We start from the raw sequence: 15543 nt of genomic DNA on the forward strand, positions 1-15543 counted from the left end.
ATGGAAATGCAACAATTTTATTACGACAACAAAATTGTAAAGAAATTCATTTACGCCACCATTGTTTTTGGTGTAGTGGGGATGTTAGTTGGACTTATTCTGGCTATTATGTTTCTTTTTCCAAACATCACCGACGGAATTTCGTGGTTGAGTTTTGGTAGATTGAGACCTTTACATACCAATGCAGTTATTTTTGCCTTTGTGGGGAATGCTATGTTTGCAGGGGTTTATTATTCACTACAACGATTGCTGAAAGCAAGGATGTTTAGTGATTTTTTAAGTAATCTTAACTTTTGGGGATGGCAGTTAATCATTGTCGCCGCAGCAGTCAGTTTGCCTTTAGGATACAGTACATCAAAAGAATATGCTGAATTAGAATGGCCAATTGATATTGCTATTGCCTTAATCTGGGTAGCATTTGGTATCAACATGATTGGGACCATGATAAAAAGAAGAGAGCGTCATTTGTATGTTGCAATCTGGTTTTATTTGGCAACATTTGTTACTGTAGCAGTTTTACATATTTTTAATAGTTTAGAATTGCCGGTTTCTGCAATGAAAAGTTATTCTGTATACGCAGGAGTTCAAGATGCTTTAGTACAATGGTGGTATGGTCATAATGCTGTTGCCTTTTTCTTGACAACACCATTTTTAGGATTAATGTATTATTTTGTACCAAAAGCAGCTAATCGTCCTGTATATTCTTACAGACTTTCTATCGTTCACTTTTGGTCTTTAATCTTCATTTATATTTGGGCTGGACCTCACCACTTATTATATTCTGCATTACCGACTTGGGCACAGAATTTAGGAGTTGTTTTTTCTATAATGTTGATTGCTCCATCTTGGGGAGGTATGATTAACGGATTGTTAACTTTGAGAGGAGTTTGGGATAAAGTGCGTGAAGAGCCAGTTTTAAAATTCTTCGTAGTAGCAATTACCGGTTACGGAATGGCGACTTTTGAAGGGCCTATGTTGTCTCTTAAAAATGTAAATGCTATTGCGCATTATACGGATTGGATTATTGCTCACGTTCACGTTGGTGCATTAGCTTGGAATGGATTTATGGCTTTTGGTATGATCTATTGGTTGATTCCAAGAATGACAAAAAGCACTTTATATTCTACTAAATTAGCCAATTTCCATTTTTGGATTGGAACATTAGGAATTATACTTTATACACTTCCGATGTATGTTGCCGGTTTTTTACAGGCATCTATGTGGAAACAATTTAATCCAGACGGAACTTTAACGTATGGTAACTTCTTAGAAACAGTAACTCAAATCATGCCAATGTATTGGATGAGAGCTGCCGGAGGTACTTTATACTTAACAGGAATGTTAGTATTAGTGTATAATATCATTCAAACAGTAAGAGCTGGCGCTGCAATCGAAGATGAATTAGCTGAAGCACCAGAATTAGTGAAAATTAGTTCAGGAAGAGTAAAAGGAGAGAAATTCCACCCTTGGTTAGAAAGAAAACCAATTCAATTGACAATTTTAGCTACAATAGCAATTCTTATTGGTGGAGTTATTCAAATTGTACCTACGATTATGGTAAAATCTAATATTCCAACAATTGCTAGCGTAAAACCATATTCTCCATTAGAATTGGAAGGTCGTGATTTGTACATCCGTGAAGGTTGTGTGGGTTGTCACTCTCAATCAGTTCGTCCTTTCCGTAGTGAAGTGGAGCGTTATGGACCACAATCTAAAGCAGGAGAGTTTGTATATGATCACCCTTTCTTGTGGGGATCTAAACGTACAGGTCCGGATTTATTAAGAGAAGGTGGTAAATACAATGATAATTGGCATTTTAACCATTTCTGGAGTCCTCAAAGTATTTCTGCCGGTTCAATTATGCCTGGATATAAATGGTTGTTTGATAATGAGCCAATGGATATTTCTTTGACTCAAGATAAAATGAAAGCCATGGTTGCATTAGGGGTTCCTTATTCAGATGCTGAAGTTGCTAATGCTCAAAAAGATTTGAGAGCACAAGCGTTACTAATTGAGGAAAGTCTTAAAAACGATCCTGACTTTGTAAAAAGTTACGATGACAGTAAGAAAAAAGCTGAAGCAAAAGGGGAAAAATTTGTTCCAATGAATGAAAGAGAAATTGTAGCCTTGATTGCCTATATTCAAAGACTTGGGACTGATATTAAAGTAAAAGAATAAATAATAATAGTTATGTTCGAACAAATAAAACACAATATGGAAACCATCGCGGGAGTTGCGATATATCCAATACTATCGTTATTAATTTTCTTTTTCTTTTTCGTGGGACTTGGGGTGTGGGTTTTCTCATATAAGAAAGAAAAAATTGATGAGATGAGCCAAATTCCATTGAAAGACAATCAAATAGTATAATTTTTTAAAAATTTAGAAAATGAAAAAATTAATTCCTGTATATGTAAGAGTTCCACTTATTTTCTTTGCTGTTTTTGCCGCAATGGAATATTTTATTGACTCTGGAGATAGACCTGCTTTTATAAAATTTCCGATGGTTTCTCTTTTCTTGTTTGTTTTTCTTTTCCTTTTGATAGCGATAGAAATTACGATTAGCGCCATTGATAAAATTACATATCAATTACTTACTGAGGAACAAAGAGCAAAATTAGAAGCTGCAAGTTCTGTTGGTTTCAAAGACAGCGAATGGTATAGTAAATTGCTGAAAAAATTAACAAAATCAGAACCTATTGAAAACGAAGGACAACTTTTGTTAGATCACGATTATGATGGTATTAGAGAGTTAGATAATAATTTACCACCATGGTGGGTATATTTATTCTATGCTTGTATTGTATTTGCAGTTGTATATCTTGTGCGTTTTGAAATTATGGGTGCAGACAATCAAGAAATGGAGCTTACAAAAGAAATGGCTCAAGCCAAAATTGAAGTTGCTGAATACATGAAAACAGCACCTGACTTAATGGATGAAAAAACAGTAACGTTATTGACAGATGCTGCTGCTTTAGCAGAAGGAAAAACAATTTTCACAACCAATTGCGCTGCTTGTCACAGAGCAGATGCAGGAGGACAAATTGGACCAAACTTAACAGATGATCATTGGATTTTAGGTGGAGGCATCAAAAATGTATTCCATACTTTAGTAAATGGTGGACGTGATGGTAAGGGAATGATTTCTTGGAAGGGTACTTTAAAACCAAAAGAAATGCAGAAAGTAGCCAGTTATGTTTTATCTTTGAGAGGAAGCAATCCAAAAGATCCAAAAGCTCCAGATGGAGAAATATGGGTTGAAGCTGCTGCAGCAAAATAAAAAGTAAATAAAGACCAATTTTGCACCCGCAAGATTGGTCTTTAAAATTAAAAATAAATGTCAAAAATACCAGACGAAGCTTTTAGAGATACCATCGGAACGATTGATGAAGAGGGGAACAGAAAATTTATTTTTCCTAAAAAACCTTCAGGCAGGTTCTACGATTACAGGAAATGGGTTAGTTATTTCTTACTAATTATACTTGTTGCTAATCCTTTTATAAAGATTAATGGCAATCAGTTTATGATGTTTAATGTGTTAGAAAGAAGATTCAATATTTTTGGATTTCCTTTTTGGCCACAAGATTTTTATTTGTTTGTCCTTTTTATGATTGTTGGAGTCGTTTTTGTGATTCTGTTTACCGTAATTTTTGGTCGAATATTTTGTGGCTGGGTTTGTCCTCAAACCATATTTTTGGAAATGGTTTTCCGTAGAATTGAATATTGGATTGAAGGAGATCGTGGTGCTCAAATTCGATTAAGTAAACAAGAATGGAATGTTGAGAAAATTAGAAAAAAAGGAGTAAAATGGATTATTTTCCTAATCATTTCTTTTTTTATTGCTAATATTTTTCTGGCGTACTTGATAAGTAGCGATGAATTGTTCAAAATGATTGAAGAAGGGCCGGAGAACAATGTTAGTACATTAGTAGCATTGCTTATTTTCACAGGTGTATTCTATTTTATTTTTGCATGGTTTAGAGAACAAGTTTGTATTATAGCTTGTCCTTACGGAAGATTACAAGGCGTTTTATTAGACGATAAATCGATTAATGTTGCATATGATTTTGTTCGCGGTGAAAAAGAAACCGGAAGAGCAAAATTCAACAAGCAAGAAGATAGAGCAGCAACCGGAAAAGGAGATTGCATTGATTGTAAACAATGTGTGAATGTTTGTCCAACTGGTATTGACATTCGTAACGGAACGCAGTTAGAGTGTGTAAATTGTACCGCTTGTATTGATGAATGTGATACAATTATGGATAGTGTCGGTCTGCCAAAGGGATTAATTCGTTACGCATCTGAGGATGAAATTGAGAAAAAATCCAAGTTTAAGTTCACAGCTAGAATGAAAGGCTATTCAGCAGTATTATTTATTCTAATTGGTATTTTGGTTGGTTTATTGTTTTTGAGAACTGAGGTAGAAGCTTCTATTTTGAGATTGCCAGGACAATTGTTTCAACATAAAGGAGACAATATCAGTAATATTTATACTTTTAAAATTATCAATAAAACCAATAATGATTTCAATGATATTCATTTTAAATTAGTTGGAATTAAAGGAACCTTAAAAGTTGTTGGAAAACAGGATTTGAAAGTACCAAAACAAGGCATGAACGGAGGAACTTTGTTTATTGAAATCAATCAATATTTATTAGAGAGTGACAAGACTAAGTTGCGAATTGATGTATATGACGGCAACAAAAAAATTGAAACCAGCACAACCAATTTCTTAAGTCCAAGAAGTTTTGATTAATAAAAGTATATAAATTTTAAAGTAAAAATAATGAAAATAAGTTGGGGAACAGGAGTTATAATTGCGTTTGCATTATTTATGACTTTCATTTTATATTTTGTTTTCACAGTACAATCGAACTCAAAATACGATAATGATTTAGTTGTAGAAGAGTATTATAAGCACGATGCTCATTTTGGAGACGAAATGGTTAGAATTCAAAATGCTCATGATTTAGCTCAAAAACCTTCTTTTACATCTACTTCGGAAGGAATTATTGTTTCTTTCCCTGAGTTTTTTATTCCTAAAAATATAAAAGGTAATTTGTCCCTATATAGGCCGTCTAACAAAAAGCTGGATTTTGAAGTTCCAATTTCGCTATCCGGTTCCACTTTGCTCATACCTAAAAAAAGTTTGGTAGACGGTCGTTGGGATATTAATATGGAATGGCAATACGAAGGAAAGTCATATTTAACAAAGGAAATTATTTATATTAAATAGTCAAAAAGTCACAAATCATAAAAGTTAAATGAGTTAATCGTTTGTCTTTTATGATTTTTGTCTTTTTGACATTACTTTTGAAAAATGTTATATTCTGCTTTTATCTTTGGTTTAATCAGTAGTTTGCACTGCATTGGTATGTGTGGGCCTATTGCTCTAATGTTACCTGTTGATAGAAATAATCCTGCCAAAAAAACAACTCAAATCATTACTTATCATTTAGGTCGATTAACCGCTTATGGTACTATTGGTCTTATCTTCGGATTGTTAGGAAAAGGTTTTTTCTTAGCGGGAATTCAACAACAATTATCAATATTTATTGGTATTGCCATGATTATTATAGTCTTGGTACCTGAAAAAATTTTTGCAAAATATAATTTTTCAAAGCCAGTTTTTAAATTGATTTCTAAAATAAAAACCACTTTAGGAAGGCAATTTAAGAACAAGAGTTACAAATCATTATATACAATTGGTTTACTCAACGGATTCTTGCCCTGCGGGATGGTTTATGTCGCTTTATTTGGAGCAATTGCCATGCAAAGTGCCAGTTATGGTGTTCTATATATGATTCTTTTCGGATTAGGAACTGTTCCTCTAATGAGCAGTGTGGTTTATCTCAATTCGTTTTTAACGCTTTCTTTCCGTAACAAAATTCAAAAAGCAATTCCGTATGTAGTCATACTAATTGGAATATTATTTATTTTACGTGGTTTGGGATTAGGAATTCCTTATGTTTCACCAACCAATATGAGTTTGTTTGTTCAAGAAAACCCGAATTGTCATTAATTCAATTCAGAAAATGACATTAAACAGTCATCGAAAACAAGGCCGTTTCTGGAGCTTTACGTTTTAAAAGTAAATCAAAAGCCATGCAAATGTTTCGTACAAATGGTTTTCCAGCTTCAGTAACCTGAATTCCATTTTCTTTAAACACAACTAACCCGTCATTTTGCATTTCTTCAAGTTGACTCAAAACAGTAGGGATTTCTTCAAAATAAGTTGAATTGTCAGCCCAAGAGGTTTCAAATTGGCACATTAAATTTAAGATGTGTTTTCTAATGATTAAATCTTCATTGGTTAACAAATGCCCTCTAAAAACAGGTAATTTATTCCATTCTAACATTTGATAATAATCTTCTAAATTTTTTACATTCTGTGCAAAACTATACCAGCTGTCACTAATGGATGACACGCCCAATCCTATCATTAATTGTGTTTTTGAAGAACTGTAACCCATGAAATTACGGTGTAATTTTCCAGTTTCAAATGATTCAAAAAGACTGTCCGTTTTCAAAGCAAAATGATCCATACCTATTTCATGGTAATCGTTTTCATATAAAAGCTGTTTTCCTGTTTCGTATAAAAGTCTTTTTTGATCATCTTTAGGGATATCTTCATCGTTAAAACCACGTTGTCCGTTACCTTTTATCCAAGGCACGTGAGCGTAACTGTAAAAAGCCAAACGATCCGGCTGTAATGATTTTGTTTTTTCAATAGTATCAATTACATCATCAATTTCTTGAAAAGGCAATCCAAAAATGATGTCATGTCCAATAGACGTATAACCAATTTCTCTAGCCCAAAATGTCACTTTTGCCACATTATGAAAAGGTTGTTCGCGATGAATTGCCTTTTGTACTTTTTCTGAATAATCCTGTACACCAAAACTTACGCGTCTGAAGCCTAAGTCATAGAGTTTTTGCAAATGAGCATGCGTAGTATTATTAGGATGGCCTTCAAAACTGAATTCGTAATTATTAGCTTTGTTAGCATGAGAAAATATACCGTTGATTAAGTCTTCTAGGTTTTTTGTAGAAAAGAAGGTTGGAGTTCCACCTCCCAAATGAATTTCTTTTATAGTTGGTTTCTCACCTAATAAATTGCAATACAGAGTCCACTCCTTTAATACGGCTTCAATATAAGGGTTTTCTACATCATGATTTTTTGTAATACGCTTGTTACATCCACAAAAAGTGCACATGCTTTCGCAAAAAGGCAAGTGAATATAAAGACTGATTCCTTCGGAATTATTGCTTTCTATAAATGATTTTTTCAAGGTCTCTGCCCAAATTTCATACGAATAATCAGTTTCATTCCAGTAAGGAACGGTTGGATAACTAGTGTATCTTGGACCAGGAACGTTATATTTTTGTATCAGTGAATTTTTCATAGCGGAGTCATTTTCAATATTCAAAAGTAATCCGACTTCTAATATTATCAAATGATAATTATCATATTTAAAATTAATGGTATTTAGGAGACATCAGACTCAATGAAGCCTCTTTTATTTGTTTTATTTGACTTAATTTAAAATAGAATAGTTTGTTATAATGTTCTATTTTTTCATTCGTTTAAGCCTTTTATAAACGAATTTTTTCTAATAGATTTATAGGAATAATTATTATTATATGGTAATTCATTGCATAAAAAAACCTCGAACTATTTAAGAACGAGGTTTGTATTTGTGATATTTTAAATAAAATTATTCTTGATTTAAATTTCTCAATTGTTTGAGTTTTTCTTTCCAAACATCAAGGCTTTCTTTATGAATTGCAATATTTTTTCGAACTTCTAAAACTATAGAATTTTCTTTTTTTGCATTTCTGGTATTGGTAAAAAATTGAATATTATTTTCCAATTGAAAAATTTCATTTTGAACTTCATCAATTTTACGCATTAAGAAAATCTTTTCGTTATCTAATTTTCTGGAATCATTGCTTTCAGACAAATGCCCCATTCTGTTAGAGAAGCGCATCATTTCCGAATCTTTTTTGCTAAGACTCAATTTTTCAAAAAGAGCATCCAGGATTTTATTGAATTTTCCTTCGATATGTCTTCTTGGGAAAGGAACTTTTCCAAAGTTTTTCCAAGTTTCAATATGCAATTTTATCGCGTCCAAGTCCGTTTTATGATCTCCTGTTAATTGAAACTCTCTCAACGTTTCTAGGTAGGCTTTTTTATTATCAAAAGCTTCTACTTCCTCACTGTTTTCCTCATTTTTTTGCTCTTTTAATTTATCAAAATAATGATTACAGGCATCTTTAAATTCTTTCCAGATTTTATCTGAATATTTTCTTGGAACATGACCAATTTGTTTCCACTCTTCCTGAATTTGTTTCATGATTGGAGTAGTGGCTGCAAAATCAACACTTTCTTGCAATTCTTTGGCTTTGGCTACAAGAGCTGTTTTTTTGTTTAAATTATCAGTCTGATCTTTCTTGATATCTTTATAAAATGAATTTTTAAAGGTATTGAAGTTTCTAACTGCGGTTTTAAAAGCGGCCCAAGTTTCTTCATTAACTTCTGATGGAACTTTCCCGGCAGAGAAAAAAGCAGTTCTTAAAGCTTCTACTTTTTCTATTTGAGATAACCATTGTGAATGTGCATTAACTTTCTCGGTTGCTAGAACTTCTATTTTAGCAATAATTTCTTTTTTCTTTTCTAAATTTTCAAGTTCGGTTCCTCTTAGATTTTCAAACAAAACTTCGCGTTTATCATGCATTTGTTTCGTTAAATCACTGAATTTATTCCAGATTTCATCACGATGTTCTCTTGAAACGGGTCCAATATCTTCTTTCCAGATGCGGTGTAAATCTTGTAATTCTCGGAATGCTTTATTAATATCAGCTTCGTTGATTAATTCTTCTACACGTGCTACAATTTTTTGTTTTTGTTCTAAATTGTGTTTGAAATCTAAATCTCTGGCTTCTCTGTCTAAATGCAAATAATCGTAGAAATTTTCAACATGAAAATGAAAATTATTCCAAACGTGATTGTATTTGTCTTTTGGGATTGGTCCGGCATTTTTCCATCGTTCTCTTAAATCATTAAAATGTTTTAAGGTATCCTTGATGTTTTCCTGCGGATTTATAAGTTCTTTCAATTCTTCAACAATTGCCAATCGATTTTCTAAATTCGATTTTAGATTGGTTTGCAAGCTCTTGAAATGGGTATTTTTATTTTCTTTGAATAAAGAATAAACCTGATCAAATTTTGTTTTTAATGGGGAATGGTATTGAAATTCCTCGTTTGGATCTTGATTTTCGGCTAAATATTCTTCTTTTTTCTCTTCGATGAGATGATTGTATTTTGCTAAGAATGCTTTTTTAATTTCCTCCACATGCTCTTTTACAGACATTACTTTTTCATTGGAAACTAAATTCTGCAATTCATCTACAAGCGATTCTAATGAGAAAGTATCGTAATCTTGCATCGGAATATCATGTCGTTCCTTGAGTGTTTCGTCTTCACTTTCTTCGGCATTCGTATCGGCAATAGCATCAACTATTGTTTGATTTTCGGTTTCAGCAGCATTAGTATCTGCTAAAGGTGTTTCCTCCGAAATAGCTTCAATAGGAACTTCAACGGATTCTTGTTTTTCAGTAGTATTTGATTCTGTTGTTTCAACTGTTTCTAAAACCGGAGTTTCAGATTGCGTTGTTTCTAAAGAATCGTTTCCTAAATTTCCATCTGCTTCTTGCAGGTTATCATTCTTTTCTTCTAACATTATTTCAATGTATAAGGTTTCTATTTTATCGAATGCGAAAGATAGTGAAGGACTATGAAATTACAAAATAAATCACTTATTTATAATTGATAAAGTAAGAAAAGGTATGTTTATTTGTGGTTTTTTTCAAAAAAATATATTTTTCAAAAAAAAATAGAAATATTAATATTCAAAAAAAACGGACTAGATTTTGGTTCTTATTCTTTGAATTTTGAAAAGAAAAAAAATCTTTTTATTTTTTTACTGTTTTAGAAGTTGGATTAATTTTTAATTCGATTTTATTAAAATAAGTTAAAGAAGTTTCAGCTCTAATTTTCTTGTTTTTTGTCTTTTAAATCAAAAAAGCTACAACTGGTTGGTTGTAGCTTTTTTGATATATCTGAATAAGAATTTATTTATTCCAAATTTCCCATGCTTTCTCCGCTTGAAAAATAAGCATGTCTAACCCGTTTTTAATTTGTGCACCTTGCGCTTTGGCTTTCTTTAGAAATTGCGTTTCTGCAGGATTATAAATCAAGTCATAAGCAATGTGTTTTTTAGTAAAAAAATTATATGGGATTTCAGGATAAGCTTCAGTATTTGGGCTTGTTCCCACAGGAGTAGAGTTGATGATGATTTGATATTCGTCAAAAACTAAATCGGTAATTTGATTGTATCCCAACACTTTCTCACCGGCTTGTCGCGAAACAAAAGTATACGCAATACCTAATTCATCCAAAGCATATGCGACTCCTTTTGAAGCGCCACCTGTACCAAGTATTAGTGCTTTTTTATGATGTGATTGTAATAGTGGTTCTAATGATTTTTTGAAGCCGTAATAATCCGTATTGTAGCCTTTTAGTTTTCCTTTTTTTGTGAATTTAATAGTATTTACAGCGCCAATTACAGCCGCCTTTTTGGATAATTTAGTCAAAAAAGGAATGACAACTTCTTTATAAGGAATTGTTACGTTAATTCCTTTTAAGTCGGAATTGTTTTTTACGAGTTCGGGGAAAGAACTGATTTCGGGAATATCAAAATTTTCGTAAGTACAACCTTCAAAGTTTTCGGCATTAAATTTATCAGTAAAATACCCTTTTGAAAAGGAATAATTTATGTTTTGCCCCAGTAAACCAAAGCGTTTTCTTAAAATGTCAGTCATTATTATTTTTTATGTTTCGCAATATAATTTTGTACCATTTTTCGTGTCCAAACCACCGGAAATAAATCTTCGATAATCACGTAATTATCAAAATTCAATCGCATAGCATTACTCAAATGGAATTTAGCTTTTGTTGTGTCTTGAATCATAAAGTATAATCCTGCCAATCTATATTCGACTTCGTTTTCTTCCGGAAAATATTCTGATGCTTGTAATAAAGTTTGAATAGCACTTTCGAATTCGCCTAAAAACTGAAGAATGTCCACCCAAAATAACCAAGTGTCCAGCTGGTAATCACCAAATTCAACTGCTTTTCTATATCCAAATTCAGCTTCTTCAAAAAAGTTCATTTGTTTGTTTATTGTAGCAAATCGTTTCCAATACAGTCTATTTTGATTGTCAATGGCTAATGCTTTATTGACATAGAATAAGGCTTTCTGAAAGTTTTTTTGACGTACATAGAAATCGGTAATTGCAATCCAGCCTTTGTCTAAAAGCGGATCTTCATGAACTGTTTTATTAAAATATTTTAAGGCTAATACTTTGTTTCCTAATTTTTCATAGCATTTTCCAATTCGCAGTAAAGCGTATGAAGTAGCATCATCTAATTCGATAGTTCTGTTGTAACTTTCGATGGCTTCTTCATATTTTTTTAATCGTTCAAAAGCTTTGGCTCTTTCCATAAAAGCGCCAAGAAATTCGTCGTCAATCAATGTGGCATAATCAAACGCGCGAATCGCATTTTCATATTCTTTCACGCCATAATACAAGCGTCCCAATTGATGCCAAGCGATTTCACTGTATGGGTTTTTGTCAATGTATTTGTTCAAGTAGATTATTGCTTCTTGGTTTTGATCTAAAAACTCAAAACAATACACTACATTATATAATGCAGATTGGTCTTCTAAATCTTCTTCTAAGCATTTTATAAAGCTCTCTTTTGCCATTTCAAGATTATCCATAAAGAGGTATTCCATGCCTATTAAATTATAAACATCGGCATAATCATCTGTATATTGAAGGGCGATTTTAAGTAACTCTACCGCTTTTTCGTGTTGGTCTCTTTTAGAACAAATATTAGCTTTTTGAATGTAAATTTCTTCATTAGTTGGTTCTATAGCAAATAACTCATTCAATAGCTTTTCGGCCAATTCGAGTTTGTCATCATAAACTAGCATTTCTACTTGAACTAATTTAAGACCAGTAGATCTTGGGTGCTGTTCCAGAGCTAATTTTAATGCTTTTTTTGCTAATGAGGCTTTTCCCATATCAAGATAATGAAGAATAATTTCTTCAAATTCTTCAGAGTCAAAAAAGAGCACTTTGTTGGTTTTCAACATGGACTCAAATTTCGACAAGGATAAGTTATAGTCTTCTTCTTCGTTGCTTAATTGCATACTGTGTGAGTTTAATTTGGCCTAAATAAATTTAGGGAATCGTGTGTGTTCTGTGAGGAAAAGTTACAATTGTTGTGAACAATTTAATTAACAAAAAAAGCGTTGATTTATACGGATGCCATTGCCCCGATTACTTCTCTATTCTTTTGTTTTACTTGGAGTTCAGAGAACTTCATTTGAAGTGGAAATCTCACGCTTTTCGCGTGGATTGTATCGTATAGCGGGGAATAGTTCCCAATTGCGATATTTTTTAATAATTAATTCTTGTTCAAAATTTCATCCATTACTTCTAGTATGATACTGCAACCTTCTCGTATTTCTTCTTCAGAAATGGTTAGCGGTGGCGTTATTCGGATGGCGCATCCTTCAAACAGTAACCAGAATAAGATAAGTCCTTTGTCTTGACATTTGAGAATCACTTCATTAGTGATGTCTGCACTTTTTGTCATAGCGGCCAGCATTAATCCTTTTCCTCTAATTTCCTCTATCAAAGGATGTACCAAAAGCGATCTAAATAGTTTTTCTTTTTCTATTGCTTTGGACATTAAATTCGTTTCAGTTATTTCCTGCAAAGTGGCTAAACAGGCTGACGCAATGACAGGATGACCTCCAAAGGTGGTAATGTGTCCCAGTTTTGGATTCTCGCTTAATAAATCCATCATGGCTGAAGAGGCTGTAAAAGCACCAACCGGCATTCCGCCACCCATACCTTTTCCCATTACGACAATGTCAGGAACGACATCGTAATTTTGAAAACCGAAAAGCTTACCGGTTCTTCCAAAACCAGGTTGAATTTCGTCGAGAATCATGAGGGCTCCAACTTCGGTACAACGTTCGCGAACTTTTTTAAGAAAATTATTCTCCGGTTGAATAAACCCGGCTCCACCTTGAATAGTTTCAAGAAGAATACCAGCGGTTTTAGTGGTGATTTTTTGTAAATCGTCTTCGTTATTAAAAGTGATAAAATCAACATCAGGAATTAAGGGACGAAATATTTGTTTGCGTTCTTCAAATCCCATAACACTCATCGAGCCCATTGTGTTTCCGTGATACGCATTGTGACACGAAATCAATTGGCTTCTTCCGGTGGTACGTCGAGCAAGTTTTAAAGCACCTTCAATGGCTTCAGTTCCTGAATTGACTAAATAAGTTTTGTCTAACGGAGCGGGCAGGAGCGAGGCTAATAGTTTGCAGTATTCAACAGCAGGACTTTGAGAATATTCGCCATAAACCATGACGTGTGAATATTTGTCCAACTGATCTTTGATCGCTTGATTAACTCTTGGATGTTGATGACCAAGCGGGCATGCAGAAACTCCAGCTACAAAGTCTAAATATTTTTTGTTGTTTGTGTCGTAAATATATGAGCCTATAGCGTGAGAAACTTCCATTCCTAAAGGATATGGAGAGGTTTGTGCTTGGTATTTTATGAAATCGGTATTCACGTTTTGTTTGTTTAATCGTTTATTGGTTTAAATGCTAATTAAAACCTGTAATCTATAACCTGAAAACTACTTCTTCCCTTTTTTCTTATCGTAATTTAATGTTTCTTTTCGAATTTTCATGGGAACATTTTTCTTTGCTTCTTCTGCTTTAGTTGCTTTGGCAATCTTTTCGTTATCTACATTTTCTTCGGGAGGAAAAATATCGTCTTTAGACTTTATCCGTTCTTCTCCACGCCAGGCAAGTCCTCGTAGCTTTCGGGCATTTTCGGGTAAATCTTTTTCGGGATAAATATCACCATCAACTTGTTGAAAAAAGGTAATGGTTTCGACTGCATTTTTCTCTAAAATAAGATTGATTTTACTACTTACATTTTTGTTGATACCAATGAGTTCGTGTGCGTCATTTCGCATGTAATAAATGACTTCGGTGTTTTTTATGATGTCTACATCGTGTAGTTTTCCTTCCAGAAACTTCCCAAATAGATTTTGCCCTTTTACTTGATTATAACCTGTTCCCAAAGTATCTTTCGAGACCAGAAAAGTATTGTTGAGGACTTTGAGGGAATCCAGTTTTTGGGTCGTATTATTCCCGATAAGGTGCATAATATCCCCCGTTATTTGGTTTTCACCATTCCAAAGAATTGGGTTTCCAATTAGTTTTGTCAAAGCTATTTTTGAACTGGAATGAATCGAATCGCATTTGCCACTCATATCTGTTTTGAAAAATCGAACATTATTAAAAGCACGGATAATTCGGTTGCCTTCTTTTCCGGTTACCATCAATTTTTTACCATGAATATAAACAGAGTCATTTTCGACAAAGTTCACTGCAACAGCTCTTTTGGTAACAAAAACGGAATCCTTTTTTTTATATAATTCGGCATAATGCCCTTTGATAATTCCACGATTGATTGAATCTGTGATTTTTACATTTCGGCTGGCAGAAGCAAACTCCCGGTTTCGGTCATAATACAAACTGTCGCCTTTTATGATTCGGTCATCGTATTTGATATAGGATTTATTGAGAAAATGTGCCAGATTTTTTTTAGTGTCATAAAATCCTTTTTCGGTATAAATATAATTGGCTTTACTGGTTATTGTTGAAGGTCCAAAAAGATAGGAATGTCCCGAATTGCTGTAATAATCCAAATGATTTGATTTTATCACATAAGTAGGATTGGTAATGGTAACAGCAGTCAGGAACTGGAATTTTTTTTGTGCAACATAATACCTTCCGGAGTTGCTGACTAAAGTATTCTGCAGGTTTGTGATAGTCCCTTTTGTATTATAATATACTTCTTGAGTGTTTCGGTCAAAGTTGATGGTGTCTGTTACCAAAGTCGCATCAGGCGATGTCATTACAGGATTTCCGGTAGCGAATGCTTTTTTTACATTTCCGCTATATTCAGCATATTTACTGTTCAAAAATAAAGTATCTCCTTGAACTAATTGTACGTTTCCAAAAGCTTTAATGTAGTTTTCTTTTTGAAAATAGTACGCTTTATTACACGTCAGAACAACTCCGTCATGATTTACCCTCACGTTTCCGGTGAGCAAAAAAGCATCTGGAATTTCAACTTGATTGACATCAGCAAAATCAGAATGCTCGACAATAATTTTTTTTGGGGCTTGTGCCAAAACCAAATTGCAAAAAGAAAAAAGCAAACAGCAAGCAATGAAATATAAGGACTTCTTCAATGGATTTAATTTTTGTCAAATTTATGAAAAAGGAAACAATCCTAATCCATATTAGGATTTATTTATAATTGTATAAAATGGGCAAAAAACGTTTGAGTTGGTCTTATAGTTGTCAACAA

Annotated in this window: 12 protein-coding genes; 6 read left to right on the forward strand and 6 right to left on the reverse strand. The window is 33.2% G+C overall.

Annotated elements, in window-relative coordinates:
* From ccoN to O6P34_RS09370, 6 genes are all read left to right on the forward strand, one after another.
* The gene (gene ccoN, locus O6P34_RS09345; protein WP_269684239.1) at nucleotides 1-2178 is read left to right on the forward strand and encodes a cytochrome-c oxidase, cbb3-type subunit I; all 2178 of its coding nucleotides are present in this window, start codon (nucleotides 1-3) and stop codon (nucleotides 2176-2178) included.
* A 12-nt stretch (nucleotides 2179-2190) separates the two neighbouring features.
* Nucleotides 2191-2370 (forward strand): CcoQ/FixQ family Cbb3-type cytochrome c oxidase assembly chaperone, encoded by a 180-nt coding sequence (locus tag O6P34_RS09350; protein ID WP_269684240.1) that lies wholly within the window; start codon nucleotides 2191-2193, stop codon nucleotides 2368-2370.
* A gap of 19 nt (nucleotides 2371-2389) precedes the next feature.
* Nucleotides 2390-3280 carry a cbb3-type cytochrome c oxidase N-terminal domain-containing protein gene (locus tag O6P34_RS09355; RefSeq protein ID WP_269684241.1) on the forward strand — a complete coding sequence of 297 codons (891 nt, stop codon included), beginning with the start codon at nucleotides 2390-2392 and terminating at the stop codon, nucleotides 3278-3280.
* 57 nt (nucleotides 3281-3337) lie between these two features.
* Nucleotides 3338-4756: a cytochrome c oxidase accessory protein CcoG gene (gene ccoG / locus O6P34_RS09360; protein WP_269684242.1), complete on the forward strand. Its 1419-nt coding sequence runs from the start codon at nucleotides 3338-3340 to the stop codon at nucleotides 4754-4756.
* A gap of 30 nt (nucleotides 4757-4786) precedes the next feature.
* Nucleotides 4787-5236, forward strand: a complete 450-nt coding sequence (locus tag O6P34_RS09365) for a FixH family protein (protein ID WP_269684243.1) — start codon at nucleotides 4787-4789, stop codon at nucleotides 5234-5236.
* Between the two features lie 84 nt (nucleotides 5237-5320).
* Nucleotides 5321-6022 carry a sulfite exporter TauE/SafE family protein gene (locus O6P34_RS09370; protein ID WP_269684244.1) on the forward strand — a complete coding sequence of 234 codons (702 nt, stop codon included), beginning with the start codon at nucleotides 5321-5323 and terminating at the stop codon, nucleotides 6020-6022.
* 19 nt (nucleotides 6023-6041) lie between these two features.
* Here O6P34_RS09370 and hemN read toward each other — a convergent pair whose 3' ends face one another.
* From hemN to O6P34_RS09400, 6 genes are all read right to left on the reverse strand, one after another.
* Nucleotides 6042-7406, reverse strand: coding sequence for an oxygen-independent coproporphyrinogen III oxidase (gene hemN / locus O6P34_RS09375; protein WP_269684245.1), 1365 nt, complete (start codon nucleotides 7404-7406; stop codon nucleotides 6042-6044).
* 312 nt (nucleotides 7407-7718) lie between these two features.
* On the reverse strand, nucleotides 7719-9743 hold the full coding sequence (locus tag O6P34_RS09380; protein ID WP_269684246.1) for a DUF349 domain-containing protein: 2025 nt from the start codon (nucleotides 9741-9743) through the stop codon (nucleotides 7719-7721).
* 391 nt (nucleotides 9744-10134) lie between these two features.
* Nucleotides 10135-10884: a shikimate dehydrogenase family protein gene (locus tag O6P34_RS09385; RefSeq protein ID WP_269684247.1), complete on the reverse strand. Its 750-nt coding sequence runs from the start codon at nucleotides 10882-10884 to the stop codon at nucleotides 10135-10137.
* Between the two features lie 2 nt (nucleotides 10885-10886).
* The gene (locus O6P34_RS09390; protein WP_269684248.1) at nucleotides 10887-12281 is read right to left on the reverse strand and encodes a tetratricopeptide repeat protein; all 1395 of its coding nucleotides are present in this window, start codon (nucleotides 12279-12281) and stop codon (nucleotides 10887-10889) included.
* Between the two features lie 257 nt (nucleotides 12282-12538).
* Nucleotides 12539-13726 (reverse strand): aspartate aminotransferase family protein, encoded by a 1188-nt coding sequence (locus tag O6P34_RS09395; RefSeq protein WP_269684249.1) that lies wholly within the window; start codon nucleotides 13724-13726, stop codon nucleotides 12539-12541.
* A 66-nt stretch (nucleotides 13727-13792) separates the two neighbouring features.
* Nucleotides 13793-15424 (reverse strand): OstA-like protein, encoded by a 1632-nt coding sequence (locus tag O6P34_RS09400; protein WP_269684250.1) that lies wholly within the window; start codon nucleotides 15422-15424, stop codon nucleotides 13793-13795.
* Between the last annotated feature and the right edge of the window lie 119 nt (nucleotides 15425-15543).

The organism is Flavobacterium lacustre, assembly GCF_027474525.2.
Taxonomy (GTDB): domain Bacteria; phylum Bacteroidota; class Bacteroidia; order Flavobacteriales; family Flavobacteriaceae; genus Flavobacterium; species Flavobacterium lacustre.